Source organism: Ruminococcus flavefaciens (assembly GCF_900119075.1).
GTDB classification, from domain to species: Bacteria; Bacillota; Clostridia; order Oscillospirales; family Ruminococcaceae; genus Ruminococcus; species Ruminococcus flavefaciens_Q.
Genome location: NZ_FPIP01000003.1, coordinates 49,110 through 70,647 on the forward strand (window position 1 = coordinate 49,110; position 21,538 = coordinate 70,647).

At 49.1% G+C, this 21,538-nt stretch carries 14 protein-coding genes; 3 read left to right on the plus strand and 11 right to left on the minus strand.

Features of this window, described 5'->3' with window-relative positions; genetic code table 11:
- Positions 1-139: 139 nt before the first annotated feature.
- The gene (locus BT105_RS05240; RefSeq protein ID WP_072299766.1) at positions 140-751 is read right to left on the minus strand and encodes a TetR/AcrR family transcriptional regulator; all 612 of its coding nucleotides are present in this window, start codon (positions 749-751) and stop codon (positions 140-142) included.
- A gap of 498 nt (positions 752-1,249) precedes the next feature.
- Here BT105_RS05240 and BT105_RS05245 point away from each other — a divergent pair, with 498 nt between their 5' ends.
- Together BT105_RS05245 and BT105_RS05250 are read left to right on the plus strand one after the other, a co-directional pair.
- Complete coding sequence (locus BT105_RS05245; RefSeq protein ID WP_072299767.1) at positions 1,250-3,349, plus strand: efflux RND transporter permease subunit; 2,100 nt, start codon at positions 1,250-1,252, stop codon at positions 3,347-3,349.
- Positions 3,350-3,472: 123 nt separating this feature from the next.
- Complete coding sequence (locus tag BT105_RS05250; RefSeq protein WP_072299768.1) at positions 3,473-6,187, plus strand: YhgE/Pip domain-containing protein; 2,715 nt, start codon at positions 3,473-3,475, stop codon at positions 6,185-6,187.
- Positions 6,188-6,593: 406 nt separating this feature from the next.
- Here BT105_RS05250 and BT105_RS05255 read toward each other — a convergent pair whose 3' ends face one another.
- The 10 genes from BT105_RS05255 to BT105_RS05300 all read right to left on the minus strand — a co-directional run bounded on the left by BT105_RS05255 (position 6,594) and on the right by BT105_RS05300 (position 18,016).
- Positions 6,594-7,931 (minus strand): aspartate kinase, encoded by a 1,338-nt coding sequence (locus BT105_RS05255; RefSeq protein ID WP_072299769.1) that lies wholly within the window; start codon positions 7,929-7,931, stop codon positions 6,594-6,596.
- A gap of 438 nt (positions 7,932-8,369) precedes the next feature.
- Positions 8,370-8,993 carry a redox-sensing transcriptional repressor Rex gene (locus BT105_RS05260; protein WP_072299770.1) on the minus strand — a complete coding sequence of 208 codons (624 nt, stop codon included), beginning with the start codon at positions 8,991-8,993 and terminating at the stop codon, positions 8,370-8,372.
- Positions 8,994-9,014: 21 nt separating this feature from the next.
- Positions 9,015-10,400 (minus strand): NADPH-dependent glutamate synthase, encoded by a 1,386-nt coding sequence (gene gltA / locus BT105_RS05265; RefSeq protein ID WP_072299771.1) that lies wholly within the window; start codon positions 10,398-10,400, stop codon positions 9,015-9,017.
- A 1-nt stretch (position 10,401) separates the two neighbouring features.
- Entirely contained in the window at positions 10,402-11,241 is an 840-nt protein-coding gene (locus BT105_RS05270; RefSeq protein WP_028514004.1) for a sulfide/dihydroorotate dehydrogenase-like FAD/NAD-binding protein, read from the minus strand.
- A gap of 331 nt (positions 11,242-11,572) precedes the next feature.
- Positions 11,573-12,523, minus strand: coding sequence for a LysR family transcriptional regulator (locus BT105_RS05275; protein WP_028514005.1), 951 nt, complete (start codon positions 12,521-12,523; stop codon positions 11,573-11,575).
- Positions 12,524-12,543: 20 nt separating this feature from the next.
- Positions 12,544-13,221, minus strand: a complete 678-nt coding sequence (locus BT105_RS05280) for a sugar O-acetyltransferase (protein WP_072299772.1) — start codon at positions 13,219-13,221, stop codon at positions 12,544-12,546.
- Between the two features lie 21 nt (positions 13,222-13,242).
- Positions 13,243-14,169, minus strand: coding sequence for a hypothetical protein (locus BT105_RS05285; RefSeq protein ID WP_072299773.1), 927 nt, complete (start codon positions 14,167-14,169; stop codon positions 13,243-13,245).
- 33 nt (positions 14,170-14,202) lie between these two features.
- Positions 14,203-15,390 carry a D-alanine--D-alanine ligase family protein gene (locus BT105_RS05290; protein ID WP_072299774.1) on the minus strand — a complete coding sequence of 396 codons (1,188 nt, stop codon included), beginning with the start codon at positions 15,388-15,390 and terminating at the stop codon, positions 14,203-14,205.
- A 203-nt stretch (positions 15,391-15,593) separates the two neighbouring features.
- A complete protein-coding gene (locus BT105_RS05295) occupies positions 15,594-17,228 on the minus strand; it encodes a Mur ligase family protein (RefSeq protein ID WP_081367806.1) in 1,635 nt (544 codons plus the stop codon).
- Positions 17,229-17,242: 14 nt separating this feature from the next.
- Positions 17,243-18,016, minus strand: a complete 774-nt coding sequence (locus tag BT105_RS05300) for an alpha/beta fold hydrolase (protein ID WP_072299775.1) — start codon at positions 18,014-18,016, stop codon at positions 17,243-17,245.
- Between the two features lie 530 nt (positions 18,017-18,546).
- On the opposite strand from BT105_RS05300, the gene BT105_RS05305 reads away from it, so the two are divergent.
- Positions 18,547-21,516, plus strand: a complete 2,970-nt coding sequence (locus BT105_RS05305; protein ID WP_072299776.1) for an acyl-CoA dehydratase activase — start codon at positions 18,547-18,549, stop codon at positions 21,514-21,516.
- The last annotated feature ends 22 nt before the right edge of the window (positions 21,517-21,538 follow it).

Genomic DNA, 21,538 nt, shown 5'->3' on the forward strand with positions numbered 1-21,538 from the left:
GCGGATAATATCCGCCCCTACATAAAAAGGCAGTCCATATGGACTGCCTTTTTTCGGGCTGTCGGAGACGCCAGCCCCTACAAAATAAAGGCGAACCGATAGGTTCGCCTTTTACTATTTACTACTTTCTACTCACTACTTACTTTGCATTTCCCTCATGCTGTGCTATCATCATTCTTATATTGTTGTACAGATAGGGTTTGAGCTTTTCAAGGGAGCAGGGCTCCTTGTAGAGTATGGCTGAATAGCAGGTGGAGCTAACAAGCTCGATTATCATAAACAGCATTATTTCGGGGTCCTTTATGCCCTTGGGAGCTTCCGAAAGGAGCTTTTCGTATATGCTGGAGAAGTCCACGTCGTCGTCGGAAACAGGCGAGGTTATGGCTGTCTTGAATATGCCCCAGCTCAGGTTCTTGGATATGAATGTGAGCAGGGACTGGTTCTCGTTGAGCTGATTTATGATATGGTCGCTGACCTTTATTATCTTTTCCTCAAATGGGAGAGCGTCCAGCTTGTCCCCAAGGTCAGCTATGGCGTTTTTGAAAAGCTGGCTGGATTTATGGGATATGAGCTTGTTTCTTATGTCGTATTTATCCTTGAAGTAAAGGTAAAAGGTGCCCTTTGCAACTCCTGCCTTACTGACGATGTCTGTTATGGAAGTCTTGCTGAAGCCCTTTGTGGTGAAGAACTCGAATGCGGTTTTCAGCAGTGAGTTTTCCTTGAGCTTTTTGTTTGTATCGACCTTTCCCATTAGTACACACCTTTCTTTTCAGCCGTTAGCCTTTAGCCCTTAGCTTGTAGGGGCGACGTTCCGTCGCCCGTTTTTATTGAATGAAGTATTTTTCGGACGGTGTAATGTCGTCACAACACTATTCACTAATCACTAATCACTTGTAACTTACAGCGCAAACAGCAAAGCTGGTTGCGCTGTATTTATTATAGCCCGAAAAATAGAGCCTGTCAAGGGCATAAAAGTGACTAACGGTCACGAAAAAATCAAGCCGTATTTGTGCAGATATACAAAAATATGACTGAAAGTCAGTTTTTAATATTTTTGCGGTTGACTATTGGTCATTTTTGTAATATACTATGTAATAACAACGATAAACGGGCGTATATTGAATGTCCGCCGAGCATTTTCCTCTTTCTGTTTCCTTTCCCAAAGCAGTTAAGATTATTCTCCTAAAGGTATAACGGCTGGCGGACTTTCAATATATGCTCGTAAAATCATAAAGAAAGGATCGATAATATGCTGAAATTCGGTGAATGGATAGCAAAGCACCGCGTACTGATACTTATATTCGGCGTGGTAATGCTTCTGCCATCGGCAATGGGCTACCTGAAAACCCGTGTAAACTACGATATACTATCCTATCTGCCAAAGGATATAAACACTATGGTGGGACAGGATATACTGAAAGAGCAGTTCGGAAACGGCGGCTTCTCCCTTGTAATGGTGGAGGGAATGAGCGACAAGGACGTGGCGGCGACTGCCGATAAGATAGCCGCTGTCGACCACGTTTCAAACGTTGTCTGCTACCAGTCCATGACAGGCTGTACTATACCGAAGGAGATACTTCCTGCGGATATCTACGACTTCTTCAACAAGGGCGACAACACCATGATGGCGGTATTCTTTGACGATACCACATCGGCGGACTCAACACTGAACGCTGTTGAGGAGATAAGAGGAATAGCCTCAAATCAGTGCTTCGTCAGCGGAATGTCTGCCATAACCCTTGACATGAAGAATATCACAGAGAATGAGACGCTCATATATGCGGCTATTGCTGCGGTACTCACAAGCATAGTTCTTATGGTGACTATGGATTCCTTCCTGATACCCGTATTCTTTATGCTCAGCATAGGCTTCGCGGTAGTCTGGAACCTCGGCTCAAATATCCTCCTTGGCGAGATATCCTTTATAACACAGGCTCTTGCAATGGTTCTGCAGCTTGGCGTTACGATGGACTACTCTATATTCCTGTGGCACAGCTACAAGGAACAGCAGAAGTACTACCCTGATAGCAGGCAGGACGCAATGGCACACGCTATCGCGGCTACTATCACATCAGTTGTGGGAAGCTCATTCACAACAGTTGCAGGCTTCCTTGCAATGTGCTTCATGACATTCACACTTGGTCTTGACCTCGGTATCGTAATGGCAAAGGGCGTTGTATGCGGCGTTATCTCCTGCGTAACAGTGCTCCCTGCAATGATACTTCTCTTTGACAAGGCTATAGCAAAGACCTCACACAAGGATTTCCTTCCCGGCTTCAAGCGCACATCTTCATTCATCGTAAAGAACTCATGGATATTCCTTACAGCGGCTATCGTAGCCCTTATACCTGCTCTTTACGGCAATAACCACTACGGTGTTTACTACAAGCTGGACAGCACGCTCCCAAAGCATCTGGACAGTGTTATCGCCAACACAAAGCTTGCCGAGGAGTACAATATGAACAGCACCCATATCCTCATGGTCAAATCGGATATGAGCGCTAAGGACGCAAACAAAATGCTCGGCGAGATAAAGGACGTTGACGGTGTTCAGTTCGCGGCAGGCTTCAATTCGCTGGTGGGCTCGGCTGTTCCCGAGGAGGTCGTTCCCGACGAGATAAGAGATGTCCTGAAGAGCGACGAGTGGCAGATAATGCTTATCGGCTCTGAGTACGAGGTAGCCTCTGACGAGGTAAATGCTCAGGTCGGCAGGATAGATGATATTGCCCATAAGTACGATCCCGACAGTATGCTCATCGGTGAAGCTCCTGCAACAAAGGACCTCATCACTATCACCGACAGGGACTTCAAGGTAGTAAATCTTCTGTCTATCGGCGCTATATTCCTTATCATAGCATTCACATTCAAGTCCATATCGCTCCCTGTGATACTTGTATCGGTCATCGAGCTGGCTATCATGATAAACCTCGGCACAGCCTATTACACAGGTTCAAAGCTGTCGTTCATAGCTCCTATAGTAATAGGAACCATACAGCTTGGCGCGACAGTTGACTATGCGATACTCATGACCACAAGATACCGCACCGAGAGACACAGCGGCAAGGACAAAAAGGAGTCCGTCGGTATCGCTCTCAGCACCTCCATAAAGTCCATAATCACATCGGCTCTGGGCTTCTTCGCCGCTACGGTAGGCGTTGCGCTCTACTCCGATATCGGTCTTATCTCGGAGCTGTGTATGCTCCTTGCAAGAGGTGCGCTTATCTCAATGGTGGTAGTAATAGTAACACTGCCGTCAATGTTCATGGTATTTGATAAGCTTATCTGCAAGACAAGCGCAGGCTTCCTGCCAAAGGAAGAAAAGTACACATACAGATTCAAAAACGCTTAATGGCTTCAGCGGGGAGCCCCCGCAGGCATTTTCGCGTTTCACTTCTTGTGGAGCACGATTTTTATTCCGCGCATTAAGCCGTATCTAAATTGTAACACATACACATATAAAGGAGAGATAGATATGAGAAAGCTAAATAAGATAATGGCAGCACTTGTAGCTGCGGCAGTATCCGCAGGCGCTACAGGTTCTATAGCATACGCAAACAGCAGCAAGGAGCAGGACGCTCCTCAGGTCAAGGAGAAAAAAGAGACAGCGGAAAGCGCTTCAAGAGCTGATAACGGCGAGAACGCCTACAAGGACGAGACGGTTTACGTCCTCTGCAACAGCGATTCCTCAGTCAAGAACGTAGTCGTAAGCGACTGGCTGAAAAATGCTCCCGCACTGTCAAGCATTTCCGATATATCCGACCTCAGCGACATCGTCAACGTAAAGGGCGACGAGACCTTTGAGGTATCAGGTGAGAAAATAAGCTGGAATGCTGACGGCGACGACATCTACTACAAGGGCAATTGCAAAAAGGACCTGCCCGTTGATGTTACTATGGAGTACTTCCTCGACGGCAAAAAGGTAACTCCCGAGAGTATCGTAGGCAAGAGCGGACACCTTGTTATCCGCTGGACATACAAGAACAACCAGAAGGTCACAAAGAAGATAGGCGGCACTGACAAGGAGATATATACTCCTTTCATGGCTGCAAGTGCGGCTCTGCTCAGCACTGACAAGTACCTTAACGTAGAGGTCACAAACGGCAAGGTCATCTCAGACGGCGAAAAGCTCATCGTTGTGGGCATGGCATTCCCCGGTCTGGGCGAGAGCCTTGACCTCGGCAGGATAGAGGGCATGGACGTTGATATCCCCGAGAGCTTCGAGCTTTCCGCAGACGTAAGAGGATTCGAGATGAACACCTCTGTTACAGTGGTATCCAACGAGATATTTTCACAGCTGGATCTTGACGAGACAGTTGACATAGACGACGTTATGGGCAAGCTCAGGGAGCTCAGTGACGGCGCAAAGAAGCTCACCGACGGTACAGCTTCACTCTATGACGGCGTCAAGAAGCTCAACGGCGGCGCAGGCGACCTTACAAGCGGTATCGACAAGTTATTATCAGGCTCTGCGGAGCTCAAAAACGGCGCGGCAGACCTTAATAACGGCGCTAAGAAGCTGGCTGACGGAGCTAAGACTCTCTCGGATTCCACAGGCAAATTCTCCGCAGGTCTCGGCAGCGCAAAGGACGGCTCCGCTAAATTAAAGGACGGTATCGGTCAGGTAAGCGGCGGCGCAGCACAGCTCTCAGAGGGTATAGGCTCTGCAAAGAACGGTTCTGCGGCACTGGTCGACGGCTTCGGCAAGGTAAGCGCAGGCGCAGACGCCCTCAGCAGCGGTCTCAAGGACGCAAAGACAGGCTCGGACGCTATGACGGAGGGCTTCACAAAGGTAAACGAGGGCGCAGCAGCTCTCAAAACAGGCGCAGATACTCTCAGCGGCGGCGTTGGCAAGCTCACAGACGGCAGCAAGCAGGTCAAGGACGGCTCTGCAAAGCTTTCCACAGGCGCGGCTGCACTTAACGACGGAGCTGCAAAGCTCAGCGAGTCCGCAGGACAGATGTCAACAGGAATAGGCTCTGCAAAGAGCGGCGCAGACAGCCTTGCAGAGGGTATTGCAAGCGCTAAGACAGGCGCGGCTTCACTGGTAAGCGGAGCTGACGCTCTCACAGCAGGAGCTTCACAGCTCAGCGACGGCATAGCACAGGCAGGAGCTTCTCTTGACACAACTATCACAGCAAACGAGCAGGCTCTTGCAGCATTGCAGGCATTATATCAGCAGTCTCCTTCACAGGAGCTTGCTGTGGCAATAGGCACATTACAGCAGACTATCGACGGTCAGAAGCAGATAGCGGCTTCTATGGCAGAGGGCGGAGCTCTCAGCACAGGTGCGGCTTCAGTAAAGAGCGGCGCAGCACAGCTTGGCGGCGGACTTGGACAGCTCAGCACAGGTCTTGAAGCTGCACAGGGCGGTTCTGCGGCATTACAGCAGGGACTTTCAAAGCTTGACGCGGGCGGCAAGGCACTGGCAGCAGGAGCTTCACAGCTTTCGGGCTCTACAGCACAGCTCTCAAAGGGCGCGGCAGACCTGAGCACAGGCGCGGCTGCACTTGACGGCGGTATCGGTACTCTCGCAGGGGGCAGCGGTCAGCTTCTTGGCGGTCTGGATTCTCTTGTAAAGGGACTTGAACAGCTCAGCGGCGGAAATACCAAACTCAATGCAGGTCTTGGAAAGCTCTCGGCAGGCGCGGTTGACCTCAGCGGCGGTATCGGACAGCTCTCAAACGGCGCAGCAGCTCTTGACAGCGGTCTTGCACAGCTCGCACAGGGTTCACTCACACTTAACGGCGGACTTGGACAGCTCAGCACAGGAGCAGCAGACCTTGACGGCGGACTTGCACAGCTCTACGGCGGCAGCTCACAGCTCAGCGGCGGCGCAAAGACTCTGTATGATTCAATAAAGCTTCTCAGCGGCGGCGCAGGCAAGCTCTCAGACGGCTCTGTGGCTCTGTACAACGGTATCGGCACATTAAAGGACGGCGGCAAGACTCTTGCTGACGGCACTCAGAAGCTGGAGGACGGTGCAAAGGAGCTCAACGACGGTATGGTCAAATTCAACGACGAGGGCATATCAGTCCTCACAGGCGCAGTTGACAAGGCTCTGCCTGAGATGATAGACACATTCAAGGCGCTGAGAGAGGCTTCGCAGGAGTACAACAGCTACTCAGGCATCTCGGATAAAATGGACGGCAGCGTCAAGTTCATCTATCTGGTAGACGGAGCTAAGTAATAATGTAGGGAACGGCGCCCTCGCCGTTCCACAAAAAAGGCAGTCCGTAATCGCAACACTTATATAGAAGCTTACAGTTAATTATGGGGGAAACCTTTCTGAGGGAAGGTTCCTCTGACGGAGGCGCGCCCCTCTGTCAGAGGGCCCCTTTTTCAAAAGGGGTTCTCTCAATAATAATTATAAAACTTCTATATGAGTATCATGGTTATGGACTGCCTTTTTTATTCGTAATGCGTAATTAGTATATTTTGTAGGGGCGGCGTTCCGCCGCCCGTGCTAATAATATCGTAAGACGCGGGCGCCCAAAGGGCGCCCCTACAAATGGGTAAAAACTAAGGGCGGATAATATCCGCCCCTACAGGGAACGCCGCCCTCGGCGTTCCCTACTAATTACTAATCACTAAATTTACTGCTTCTCGGAGTTGATGAACATATCGTATATCCTGCGGATAGCCTCTGGGAGGTCGTTCTCGCTTACGCCGATGATAACGTTCAGCTCGCTGGAGCCCTGATCTATCATCTTAACGTTGATACGCGCATGAGCCATAGAAGCAAATATACGTGCAACAGTACCGCGTGTGTTCTTCATTCTGCGTCCAACGACTGCTAAAAGTGCGATACCGTCCTCTATTTCCAGATGATCTGGAGCAACAGCCTTGCGGAGGTCTGCAAGCACCTTGTCGCGTACTGTGTCAAGCTTCTCGGTGCTGAGAGTAATGCTCATGGTGTCGATACCGGAGGGCATATGCTCGAATGAAAGACCGTTGTCGTAGAGCACCTTGAGTACCTTCATACCGAAGCCTGCTTCGTTGTTCATCATAGCCTTTTCGATATTGATAGTGCTGAAGCCCTTCTTGCCTGCGATACCTGTGATAGTATGGCTGAGGCTCTCCCTGCTGAAGTTGTAATCGTCGCCGACGATCATAGTGCCTGCGTCCTCGGGAGCGTTTGTGTTTCTGATATTTATCGGGATACCTGCTGAGCGTACTGGGAAGATAGCGTCCTCGTGGAGAACAGAAGCTCCCATGTAAGCAAGCTCGCGGAGCTCACGGTATGTGATGACCTCGATAACGTCGGGCTTGTCAACTATTCTCGGATCAGCTACGAGGAATCCGGAAACGTCTGTCCAGTTCTCGTAGATATCAGCCTTTACAGCGTTTGCAATGATAGAGCCTGTAACGTCAGAGCCGCCGCGTGAGAATGTCTTGATGAAGCCCTCTGTAGTTCTGCCGTAGAAGCCCGGAATAACAGCGTTATCCAGTCCCTTGAGCTTTTCGCGTACAGCCTTTACAGTGTCGTCAAGGAGAAGTGAGCCCTTTGTATCGAAGATGATAACGTCAGCTGCGTCAACGAATGTAAAGTCCAGATACTTTGCAAGCACCTTGCCGTTGAGGTACTCGCCGCGGCTTGCAGCGAAGTCCTTGGTAGGACGAGCCTTGAGCTCCTTAATGATAGCGTCGAACTCGCTGTCAAGTGACATATCGATGCCCAGCTCGGAAATAATGCCGTTATAGCGGTCCTTTATCATCTGGAAGTCCTTTGAGAAATCCATGCCGCTGCTTGCCAGCTCGCAGCACTTGTAGAGCATATCAGTTACCTTGATATCGTCGGAAAATCTCTTTCCGGGAGCAGAGGGAACAACGTATCTGCGCTTGTCATCGCTCTTGATGATAGCAGCTACCTTTTTGAACTGATTTGCGTCGGCAAGGGAGCTTCCGCCGAACTTAACGACCTTATTACTCATATATATCATTCCTTTATAACATTGATAATTTTATAGCAATATATATTATATGCTATTTCACGTATGAAATCAATTGACAGAAAGTCGAATTTCACCGCAGTAAAAACTGTGTTTTTGGTGAATACGCTTGTACGCCGCTGACGGACAGCACAGAGCTATAGCTTGTAGGGGCCGGCGTCTCCGACAGCCCGTCAGTTTTGCTAAAATTCGGGGACGTCGAGGACGCCGTCCCCTACACATCTGATTAAACAGCAATTATGCATTATGAATTGAAAAGAGACTGCCGAAGGGGAGCCCCCTCTGGCGGATTCGCAGGTTACTAAATATGAGCCGTAAGTTTACGGCTCGGTAGCCCGCTTTTTCCGTTAAGGGGAGCAGCCTAAGCAGTCCCTTTTAGTTTTATTTGATTCATATAGCGCCGTAAGCGTTCGAGCTGGCTCAGCTCGCATGACACCTTGCAAGCATTGCAAGAGTCAGGGAAATATTCTCATTATGCACCGCAACGCCCTTGGGAGCGTTGAGATGTACTGCGGCAAAGTTCAGGATAAACCTTATCCCTGCCTCTGCCATACGGTCACAGACCTCTTGTGCCGCTGTTTCGGGCACGGTGATGATACCGATACGGATATCGTTTTCTCTGCAAAAGCTCTCCAGCTGGTTTATATGGCGGACGGGCTTGCCGTTTATGGAGCTCCCCACACTTTCTTTTTTGTGGTCAAAGCCGCATACTATATCAAAGCCGTAAGCCTCAAAGCCGTTGTACTCCAGCATAGCCCTGCCGAAGTTGCCCATGCCTGCCACAACTACCCTGTCGCGGTTCTCAAAGCCGAGGAATCTGCCGATATCGCTCATGAGCTCCGAGGTCATATACCCCACCTTCGGTCTGCCGCCGCTGCTCACAGAGGCGAGGTCTTTTCTCACCTGCACGTCGTTGAGTCCAAGAGCTTCGGCAATAGCCGTTGCGGAGATATTGCCCTTTTTTCTTTCCTCGGGCAGCGACCTGAGATAATTGAAGTAAAGAGGCAGACGTGAGAGTGTCTGTGAGGTAATATTTTTGTCCATATTATACCTCCGTCAGAGGGCTCACTTGTTCTGCATATATTTATCCATAGCCGCAGCAGCCTTTTTGCCTGCGCCCATAGCGAGGATAACTGTAGCAGCTCCTGTTACAGCGTCGCCGCCTGCGTAAACGCCCTCCTTGGATGTGAGACCGTCCTCGTCAGCGATGATACCGCCCCACTTCTGGGTGTCGAGACCTGCTGTAGTTGACTTGATAAGAGGATTAGGCGAAGTACCGATAGACATGATAACGCAGTCAGCCTCGATGTCAACGAATGCGCCCTCTATCGGAACAGGCTTTGCTCTGCCCGAAGCGTCAGGCTCTGAGAGCTCCATCTGCTGGCAGTGAACGCTCTTTACCCAGCCGTCCTCTGTAGCCTGTATCTCTATAGGATTTGTGAGGAACCTGAAGATGATTCCCTCTTCCTTAGCGTGCTCAACTTCCTCTGCTCTTGCAGGGAGCTCAGCCTCTGTACGTCTGTATACGATGTATACTTCAGCGCCCAGTCTCTTAGCGCAGCGTGCTGCGTCCATAGCAACGTTTCCGCCGCCTACGATAACAGCCTTTGTGCCTGCCTTGATAGGAGTAGCGCTGCCCTCTTTGTAGGCTTTCATGAGGTTGATACGTGTGAGGAACTCGTTAGCGGAATAAACGCCGTTGAGGTTCTCGCCGGGGATATTCATGAATCTCGGGAGACCTGCGCCCGAGCCGATGAATACGCTCTCGAAGCCCTCTTCCTTCATGAGTTCGTCAACTGAGATAGTCTTGCCCACTACTGTGTTTGTCTCAACCTTAACGCCCAGAGCCTTGAGACCGCCTATCTCCTTCTGAACGATAGACTTAGGAAGTCTGAACTCGGGGATACCGTAGGAGAGAACTCCGCCTGCAACGTGGAGAGCCTCGAATATAGTAACGTCATAGCCCTTCTTGGCAAGGTCGCCTGCGCAGGCAAGACCTGAAGGACCTGAACCGATAACAGCAGCCTTGTGACCGTTCTTTGCAGGTACCTCGGGAGCTGTCTCGGGCTGTGCGTTGTGCCAGTCTGCAACGAATCTTTCAAGACGTCCGATAGCAACGGGCTCGCCCTTGATTCCTCTAACGCACTTGCTCTCGCACTGTGTCTCCTGAGGACATACTCTGCCGCATACAGCAGGGAGTGAGCTTGACTTTGTGATTATCTTGTAAGCCTCTGCGAAATTACCCTCAGCTACCTGAGCGATAAATGCAGGGATATCTATCTGTACGGGACATCCTGTTGAGCAGGGCTTGTTCTTGCAGTTGAGACAGCGCTTTGCCTCGTCGATAGCCTGCTCCTCGGTATAGCCGAGAGCTACCTCGCTGAAATTCTTGTTTCTTACATCGGGAGCCTGTACAGGCATTTCATTTCTTGTAGGTGACATATTAGCCATTTCACTTTACCTCCTTGAACAGATTGCAGGCTTCTTCGTAAGCATGGCGCTCAAAGGGCTTATACATAGCTCCTCTTGCCATAGCCTCGTCGAAGTCGATGAGATGACCGTCGAACTCGGGGCCGTCAACGCAGGCGAACTTAGTCTCGCCGCCTACTGTCAGACGACAGCCGCCGCACATTCCCGTGCCGTCTATCATTATGGGGTTCATGGAAGCAACAGTGGGAACACCGTACTCCTTAGTCAGCTTACAGACAAACTTCATCATGATAAGAGGACCGATAGTGATGACTCTGTCATACTTCTCGCCGCTGTCGATGAGCTTTTTGAGGGCGTCGGTAACGAGTCCCTTTTCGCCTGCTGTGCCGTCGTCGCTCATGAGAACGAACTTGGAGCTTGAAGCCTTGAATTCATCTTCAAGGATAACGAGGTCCTTGTTTCTGAAACCAACTATTGAGTGCACCTCAACGCCGAGTTCGTGGAGCTTCTTTGCAACAGGGTAAGCAATAGCACAGCCTACGCCGCCGCCTACGACAGCGACCTTTTTCAGTCCCTCTGTCTCTGTAGCTCTGCCGAGAGGACCTACGAAGTCCTGTAAGCAGTCGCCCTCGTTAAGGTGATTGAGCTTTTCTGTAGTAGCGCCTACTATCTGGAAAATAATAGTAACCGAGCCGCTCTGGCGGTCAAAATCAGCGATAGTGAGTGGGATACGCTCACCGTCGGCGTCTGTTCTGAGTATAATGAACTGTCCGGGTTCAGCCTTTCTTGCTACCTTTGGAGCGTTTATGCGCATAAGGGTAACAGTAGGGTTGAGGCTTCTTTTTTCAAGAATTTCAAACATTTAGTCCATACCTTCCTTGCCAATAGATTTACAATGCAGGATATTTCGGGGAGCGTCGCCGTTGACTTCCGCCGATACAGGCATTGCAGGATATATTCAATATTATATCACACAAAACAATGTTGCACAAATATAACAGAGGAATATCGGTATTCCGATATCGATATTCTTATAGCGATTTATATATCGGACATTGTCAGACATTGGCTTGTCTCCGTGGCAAAACAGTGGAAAACAGTAAAAGAGGACGGCAAAAGCCGTCCTCTTATTCGTGAAATTAACTTACAATAACTATTCTTAAATAGAATATATCCATTCCCAAGAGAATATATCACTTATACTCTGCAAAGGCGCTCTCGTTTCGCACCTCATAGAGACGGTTCACCAGTTTGAGCTCGTTTTCCGAGAGCTTGTGTCCCGATGTGTATATGAGCAAGTCCTTGTAGCTGTTGTCGGGGAATGCGCATTTTCTCTGCACCAGACCGTATTTTCCGCAAAGGCTTGCAGGCATAGGCGAGTCCATCATGAACGCCTGCGGCACGGTCAGCAGGAAGTCCAGAGCGCTTCCGCGGTCATACATACAAACCTTTCTCACGGGTACGTCCGCAGGACGGTTTGAAGCGTAGAGCTTCTCCACAGCTCCTGAAACATAGGGAACTGCGTCGTCGCCCTGTCCAAGCTCTGTATAATTGCAGGACAGGTCTGCGTAGGTTATGCTGTCAGCTCCTGCGGCAGGGTGCTCAGCGGACATTACCGCCAGCATCTCGAACTCCCAGAGGAGCTTGCTGTCCAGATTCTTTTCCGCAAGGAAGTCGGTGAAATACTTCTCGTGAGCGGTATTGAAGCGGATAACTCCGAAATCATAGCCGTTTTCGCGGACATTCTCGATAGTTCTCAGGGAATTGGTCTCGCAGAAGAATATTTCCATGTCCTCGGGAGCGTTCAGCGAGGCGATGTACTCCGAGAAAGCCTTTGAGATGTAGCCCGTTCTCGGCACGGATATGCGCAGACGGCTGTTTTTCGGCTTGTCGGGAGAGTGTATAGCCTCCATATTATCTATCTGGATAAGTATCTGCTTGGCATAATCAAGGAATTTCAGTCCCTGATCCGTGGGGATAACGCCCTTTGATGTACGTCTGAAAATAGTTATGCCAAGGGTGCTTTCCAGTTCCTTGATAGCCTTGCTCAGATTAGGCTGAGCCATGTAGAGATTTTCCGCTGCCTGAGTTATAGAGCGAGTTTTTTCAATTTCAACAGCGTATTTGAAGTGCAGTGTGTTCATGGTCCAGTCGTCCTTTCGTCTTAATCAATGCGGCGTATCTCGATTCTCCTTGACTTTGGCTTTTCCTCGGGAGCAGGCTTCTTTTCGGCAGGCTCGGGCTTTTTCTCCGCAGGCTTTTCTGCAACGGCTTCGGCAGCTCCAACAGGCTCCAGAGTTTTTGTGGGAGCGCAGGGATTTCCCACAGCCACGCAGTTTGAGGGGATATCCTTGGTAACTACGCTGCCTGCGCCGATAACAACATTGTCGCCGATAGTAACTCCGCCGATAACGGTAACTCCGCCGCCTATCCAGACGTTGCTGCCGACTTTAATGGGCTTTGCGGATTCAAGTCCCTGATTTCTCAGATTAGCGTCGATAGGGTGTTCTGCGGCGTAGAATCCGCAGTTAGGACCGATAAAGACGTTATTGCCGAACTCGATATCGGCACAGTCAAGGATAACAAGGTTGTGATTTGCGTAGAAATTGTCTCCGATAACGATGTTATAGCCGTAATCGCAGAAGAAATTGGGCTCGATAACGGTGTTTTCGCCTCTGAGAGCCACAAGGCGGTCAAGAATCCTTTCGCGCTTCTGGAAGTCGTTGCACTCAACGGCATTGTACTCGGCGCAGAGCTTCTTAGCCTTTATCCTCTCGTTGAAGAGCTCTCTGTCATTTGAGTTGTAAAGCTCTCCTGCCTGCTGTTTTTCTTTTTCGGTCATTTTAAACCCTCCTTATTTGTTTTATATTGTTTTATCAACTATGAGTTTGAACAAGAATATGCCCCAGATCGGTATGGTCATAAGCGCCAGTGTTAATAATATCATTAAAAAAGCTTTTACCTTGCCAAAGTCTTTTATAAACACCTCGTCGCTGTAGTATCTGTCAGGATTTGCAGGATCTATCATTATCCTGATAGTCTCAAAACTATCAGGAGCAATATTGTTGTTGCTGCTGACTCTCATACTATAATTCTGTCCGTTATAGCAATAAGCGTATACAGGCAAACTGCTGAACTGCTGTTCCTTAGCGACGGCGTCGCTCCACAGAGAGATAGATCTTTTGTATTCAGCCGTAACAGGTACAGTGCAGGTGCGTGCTCTTTTATTAAGACTGATTTTCTGCAATATGGGAATAACAAGGTTTTTTATGCATGACAATGCAAATACCAGCAGAATGAACCAGAAAAGGGCAGCGTCCCCTCTTCCGTTCTCATCAATAGCCGCTTTCAGCGTGCACATCAATATAAACATACCTATACCGATATAGAAGAACACGGCGTTGCTTTGGCCTGTTTTCGGATTTTTTGAAGAAAATTCTATGAGCTGTCTATCGGATATAACTATTTTCAGGTCGGAGAAATACACCGATATCAGAAGAAATATCACTGAGCCGAAAAATATCAGCAATCCGCCCTTTTCCCAAAGATAGTTATGCTGTTCAAAAAATGCATCTATAGAATCCTGTGCTTTAGCAGGAAGAAAAAAGGCCACAAAATCAATAAGAATAGGCAGCAATATGCTTAACACCGCAAATCCCATCAATAAATAAATTGCAATAAGTATTAAATTACGTTTTTTAAAGCCTATTACATAGTCATTGGGCTCAACAATATCAAGCTCGTCACCTGATATTCTTTCTGCTTTTGGTATCACTGATAATATTTTCATTTATGTTCCCCTATATCATTGAGCAGAAATAAACTATCTCTTGCTGCCCTTTGAGCCAAAGCTTCCTCCCATTGAGAGGATATTTGTATCGAATGTATAGCTTATCTTCTCACCCTGTCTGTAGCGCTTGAGGGCAAGCTGGATAAGTCTCTCAAGCAGCTCTGTATACTTGACGCCCTTTGGCTCCCAGAGGTAGAATGCAAGAGAGCCCGGGATAGTGTTTATCTCGTTTATGTAGACCTTGTCTGTAGCCATATCTATCATGAAGTCGATACGTGTAACGCCGTTGAGGCCAAGATAGCGGAATGCATCAACAGCTGTTTTTCTGATGAATTCGTCCTGCTCGGGAGTAATATCGGCAGGTATCTTTCTTTTAAGGGTAGCCATGCCCTTGCTGCCGCCCTTGCCGCCGCCGACGTACTTCTGGTCATAGCTGAGTATATCGTCGCCGCTTGCCTGTACAGGCTCCTCGCATACGGAAGCTTCTGCGGATTCGCTGTCACCTGCAACTGCGCAGTTTATTTCCTTGAGCTGTACAACGCAGGGCTCGATGAGGATACGGTCAGCGAACTCGAAAGCCTCCTCGATAGACTTGATAAGGCTGTCTCTGTCCTTGCCCTTGGAGATACCAACGCTTGAACCGAGGTTGATAGGCTTAACGATAACGGGATAGCCGAACTTCTTCTCAACTTCCGCTACCATTCTGTCCATTTCGTTTATCTCGTATGAGGAGAAACGGCAGCAGTCCAGTACAGGGAAGCCTGCGTCCTTGAGGAGTATCTTCATTACGAATTTGTCCATGCCGATAGCAGAAGCCAGAACGTCGCAGCCTACATAGGGCAGGTCGAGAGTCTGCAAATATCCCTGCAAAGCGCCGTCCTCAACGTTAGTACCGTGAACGATAGGGAAAGCAACGTCGATATCGGAGATGACATTGGAGCCGAACATCTTCTTTTTCAGGCTCTGAAGCTGTACCTTGCCCTCAGTGCTGCGGACAAATACGCACTCTGTTGATTCGCTGAGCAGAGCAGGAATGTCCTTGAAGCTGTTGATGTCCAGCATTTTTTCGCTTGTGAAAAATTCGCTCTTTTTGGTCATATAAACTGGGATAATGTTGTATTTTTCCTTGTTTATGCTTGCCATAGCCTGAACTGCCGAGATAACTGATACCTCGTGCTCAACGCTTCTTCCGCCGAAAAGAACTGCAAGATTGATCTTCATTGTAATTTCTCCTTATGATCTGGTGTACGGGGCGATGCCCACATCGCCCCGTTTTAACAGGTAATTATATTACGGGCTGATGTGGGCATCAGCCCCTACAAAGACAATAATTAATGTGCTGTAAGCGATGTACAATTATCACTTTTAATGAAAGTGAACGAGTTTACGAGTGCCAACGTGGCAAGGGTGCAGCGTCACGCTGCTTAATAGTTGTCGGGTAAATCGTTTTCAAGAAGAACTATCTTCTTCTTGTCTGTCTGATATGCGTTTACGTGGGCAAGAGCCTCGTTAAGACTGTCCGCAACGAAAACGTTGTCCATATCGTAGCCTGCGTCCTTGATACCGTTATATATGGGAACTGTCTGATTTTTGCCGACGAGCACTATATGGTCGCAGGCTTTTGCAGCCTCCTGACCGAACTCGAAGTTCAGCTCCTCCTGCTTTGCGCCAAGCTCTACCATACCCGGTGTAACAAGTATGCGGCAGGCGTCGAACAGTCCCAGAACATTGAGAGCTGCACGGCAGCCGCTGGGGTTTGAGTTGTAAGCGTCGTCGATAAAGGTCATATTTCCGCCCTTGTCGAGGAGCTGTAATCTGTGGGGGACTGCGGCGATACGCTTAACGGGAAGTGTGAGCTTGTCGAGTGAAATGCCCGTGCCGTGTGCGTAGGCGATAGCTCCGAGAACGTTTTGTACATTGTGTTCGCCGAGAAGCTTCATTGAGAAGCGCTTTGTCTCGCCGTCGGGAGCAGTTACCGTGAACTCTGTGCCCCTGTCGGATACGCTTATATCGGTTGCACGGTAGTGGTTGCCCTCCTGAAGTCCGTAAAGCACCGCATTGGGGTACTCGGGAGCTTTCCTGCGGATAAGCTCGTTGTCGCCGTTGAGGTATATCTTACCGCCCTTAGCCTTGACATGGTCGGCAAGCTCGAACTTGGTGTTTACCACGTTCTCGATAGAACCGAAAGTCTCAAGGTGCTGAGGACCTACGGAAGTGATGATACCGTCGTGAGGATCTGCAATGCCGCAGAGCTCCTTGATCTCGTGAACTCGTCTTGCGCCCATTTCGCAGATGAAATACTCGTGAGTGGGCTTCAGATCGCGGCGGATAGTTATTGTAACTCCCATTGGAGTATTGAAGCTCTCGGGAGTTTTCAGCGTGTTGTACTGAGAATTGAGAAGCTCGTCAAGGTAGAACTTCATGCTGGTCTTGCCGTAGCTTCCCGTGATACCCACCTTGTGGAGCGTGGGACACTCGGAAAGTATGCGCTTGGCGTCGTTGATATACCAGTTCTGGACAGCCTTTTCCACGGGCTTGTTTATGAGGTTGGAAAGGGGAACAAGTATTGGCGTGAGGTACAGTGCCGAGCCGACGAATATATACGGCAGAGCCGATATGAACCAACGGGTTTCCTCGTATCCTCCGCTGACAGCGTCTACCTGTACGAAGATCTTTCCGTTGATAATTGCAAACACATAGAATACTGCAATGAGTATGCCGAAGGTTATCATCATGCGCTTCATACGCGCCGTGTAGACCAGAGGCTTTTTGAACTTCTTCCCCGGCTTGTTGAGGAGTGCTATTATGGCGTTGAAGAAGCACAGCACTATCAAAAGAGCAACTGCAAGTCCTCTTTTATGCTGAAAGGGAATGAGCAGAAACTGCGCTATGAACAGCACCGCAGGCAGTATATAGCGCCTTGCGTTCTTTTTCATCCAGCGTGAATGCTCGGGAGTCTTGTAGCCGTTGAGCTGAAGCATATGGAACTCTCTCAGCCCGAGGAATACCGTTGCAGTCAGCGCAATGACCGCATATATTATCCATAAAACCAAATTCATATTTATCTCCTGATTCAATCTTCTATTTTCATAAAGCTGCACATCACGCGGTTAAAGGTGAACTGCTGTTCGAGGAATGAATAATGTCCTGCGTTTTCGAGCTTTACAAGACCTGCATCGGGAATGAGCTTTTCCATTTTCTCGCCGTCGGAGAGCGGTGTGGCAGTATCGTTCACGCCCCATACAAGCAGTGTAGGCGCCTTGATATTAGGCAGATAAGGCTCCAAGTCCTCGTTTACCACCTTTACCATGACCTGTCTCATCATAGGCGAAGCAGCGGCGTAGTCCGCGCTGCCCATTTTCTTGCGGAAGTTCTCCAGCGCGTCGGGGAAGAGCTTCTTAACTATGCCCCACGAAAGGACGGTCTTGCCCATTTTGTAGTAGCGTGTGCGCCATGTCTTTTTGTTGGACTTTGGCGGCATGATGCCTGCGCTGTCCACCAGAATGACCTTTGTCACCTTGAAAGGCAGGTCATTGCGGCTGTGCATTTTTATGATGACACGTCCGCCGAAGCTGTGACCGAGGAGCATAACTTCCTTTGTATCGTAGTCCTTGAGGAAGTCGATGACGAACTGCACATAGGAGCTTACGTCCCATACTTCCTTGGGCTCCTCGCTTTTGCCGAAGCCGGGCATATCCATAGCCACGACCTTGTACTTCTTGGAGAGGAGCTCAATCATATTGGCGAAAAGGGTGATATTGCTGCCCCAGCCGTGGAGCAGGACTATGAGGTCGCCCTCGCCCTTTTCCTCGTAGTTTATCTTTAAACCGTTTACTGTTTTTATCAATTTTATTATCTCCAACCTGTTATTAATTGAGAATGGAGAATGCAGAATTGAGAATGAATGTATCCGCTTTACTCACATAATAGCAGAACAACTTTCAACTCTCAACTCTCAACTCTCAACTTTATATCATATACGGCATACAGCCGCAAATATACATATATAATTTATTATATCACTTACGGAATTTTATGTCAACAATTATTTTATAGTGGAGAGCGCCCTCGCGCTTCCCTGCAAACGATGATATCACATCGCCCTGCTGCCTTTTTTTATTTTAACGGGTGGACATAAGCAGCAGAAATGAGCTAAAATTTTCAAATTGACATTGCAATTCTTTCGTGCTATACTGAAAAAGCATTGAATATCGGTCATTTTGATCCATTATACCATTTTTGGACAGATCAATCAATCGGCGGAACGGCGTTCTTCGCAAAAATAATCTTTACATATTATTATAAATATGGTATAATAAAATATTAGCGGCGGAATAAAAAAGCTCCGCTGTACGATTACTTCTACTGAGGTGTAAAATGTCAAATAAATATTCTCTCGGCATAGATGTGGGCTCTACCACGGTAAAAACAGTAATTACAGACGCTGACGGCGAGATAATCTACTCCAAATATCAGCGCCATCTTTCAAAGGTCAAGGAGACCGTTACAGACCAGCTCAAAATAATACAGGCTGATCACCCTAATGAGGATTTTTCCGTTTGTATCACGGGCTCGGCAGGTCTCGGTCTTGCAAACTCCGCAAAGATACCCTTTGTACAGGAGGTTCATGCAGCTTTTCTCGCTGTAAAGCAGAAGCAGCCCGACGCTGACGCAGTTATCGAGCTGGGCGGCGAGGACGCAAAGATAATCTTTCTCACAGGCGGCGTTGAGCAGCGTATGAACGGCACCTGTGCAGGCGGTACGGGCGCGTTCATCGACCAGATGGCTACTCTCCTCGGTATCACCGCCGACGAGCTCGACGAGCTGTCTCTCCACGCTCAGAAGATATACCCCATAGCTTCGCGCTGCGGAGTTTTCGCTAAATCCGATATACAGCCCCTTCTCAATCAGGGCGCAAGACGCGAGGACGTTGCCGCAAGTATCTTTCAGGCGGTAGTTGACCAGACCGTCTCGGGACTGGCTCAGGGACGTACTATCGAGGGAAAGGTGCTTTTCCTCGGAGGTCCGCTGTTCTTCCTCAAGGGACTTAAAAAGGCATTCACAAAGACACTCGGACTTGACGAAAAACACGCTGTATTTCCGCCCGAGGCACCTGTTTTCGTGGCATACGGATGCGCTATATATGCTGCAACTGCCGAGGATTCATTCAAGATAGAGGACATAATCGATAAGATAAGCAACGCCAAGGCTTCTGATGATATAGTAACAGGCGAGCCCCTGTTCCGCTCGCACTCCGAGTACGACAAGTTCATCGAGCGCCACAAGAAGTTCGACCTCGGATATGCCGATATACGTACATACAAGGGCGACGCATACCTCGGTATCGATGCAGGCTCCACCACCACAAAGCTCGTTCTCATCACCGAGGACGGACGTATGCTCTACAACCATTACTCATCCAATCAGGGACAGCCTCTTGACAAGATAGCTGACCAGGTAAAGCGTATCTACGCCGCTATGAACCCCGAGATAACCATAAAGGGCTCTGCGGTAACAGGCTACGGCGAGGACCTCATAAAGGCAGGTCTTTCCATTGACCACGGCATTGTTGAGACCGTGGCGCATTTCAAGGCGGCGGCTTACTTCTGCCCCGACGTTGACTTCATCATCGACATCGGCGGACAGGACATCAAGTGCTTCAAGATAAAGAATCAAAGCATCGACAGCATTATGCTCAACGAAGCCTGTTCCTCGGGCTGCGGCTCTTTCATACAGACATTCGCAATGGCTTTGGGCTATGATATCGCGGAATTCTCACAGCTGGGACTCTTTGCGGAGCACCCTGTTGACCTTGGCTCACGCTGTACCGTATTTATGAACAGCTCCGTAAAGCAGGCTCAGAAGGACGGCGCAACCGTGGAGGATATTTCCGCAGGTCTGTCATCGTCTATCATCAAGAACGCCATTTACAAGGTTATCCGTGCCAATTCTCCCGACGATTTAGGCAAAAACATCGTCGTACAGGGCGGTACGTTCCTCAATGACGCAGTGCTCCGCTCATTTGAAAAGGAGCTTGGCAGAAACGTTATCCGTCCTGCTATTTCGGGACTTATGGGTGCTTTCGGCTGTGCCCTCTACGCTAAGGAGAGAGCAAACGGCGAGCCCTCGAAGCTCATTTCCGCGCAGGAGCTTGAAAACTTCACCTACGAATCACGCTCCGCTAACTGCGGCGGCTGTACTGCTCACTGTCAGCTGAACATCATCAACTTCGGCAAGGGCAGACGCTTCATTTCGGGAAACCGCTGCGAAAAGGGCGGCGGTATAGCCAACAGGAACACCGTTCCCAATCTCTATGAATTCAAGTACGACAGTATCCTTAATACTGTTAAGACTCATCAGCCAAAGCGCTATCGCGCTACCGTGGGACTTCCCCTTGCACTGAGCTTCTATGAGCAGCTGCCATTCTGGCATATGCTGTTTACAAGTCTGGGCTTCAGAACGATAATTTCCGATGAAAGCTCCCGTGATATGTACTATCTCGGTCAGCACACTATCCCCTCGGATACGGTTTGCTATCCTGCAAAGCTCACTCACGGACACATCGAGAATCTTCTCGACAAGGGCGCAGACTTCATATTCTACCCCTGCATGAGCTACAACATCGACGAGGGCGAGAGCGACAACCACTTCAACTGTCCTGTTGTTGCCTATTATCCCGAGCTTCTTCTCGCAAACAACCCGAGACTCAACAAGGATAACTTCATACATCCGTATCTTGACCTCAATATTAAAAAGAACGTTATAAAGGTACTGAGCCACGCCCTGAAAAAGTACAACGTCAAGGGCAGGATACCCGAGGCTGTTGACAAGGCTTACGAGGCTCTGGAGACATACCATAACACCGTTACACGCAAGGCTTTCGAGATAATCGAGCAGGCAAGAGCCGAAAAGCGCAAGATAATCGTTATCGCAGGCAGACCTTATCACATCGACAAGGAGATAAACCACGGCATACATAAGCTTGTATCAAGCCTTGGCATGGCTGTCATCACCGAGGACAGCATTGCAGGTCTGTCAAAAACTCCCAAGCTGGGCGTCCTCAATCAGTGGACATACCATTCAAGACTTTACCGTGCGGCTAAGTACGTTACAACTCAGCCCGATATGCAGCTCATACAGCTGGTATCCTTCGGCTGCGGAATCGACGCCGTTACAGGCGACGAGGTGAGACATATCCTCGAAAGCCGCGGAAAGCTCTATACTCAGCTTAAAATCGACGAGATAAACAATCTGGGCGCGGCAAGGATAAGACTGAGAAGCCTTGTTGCCGCTATGGAGCAGGCAGAGCAGAAGCCTGCAAAAAAGCCCGTGGTACAGCCTGTGTGAAACACAGACCTGAAGTAATTTT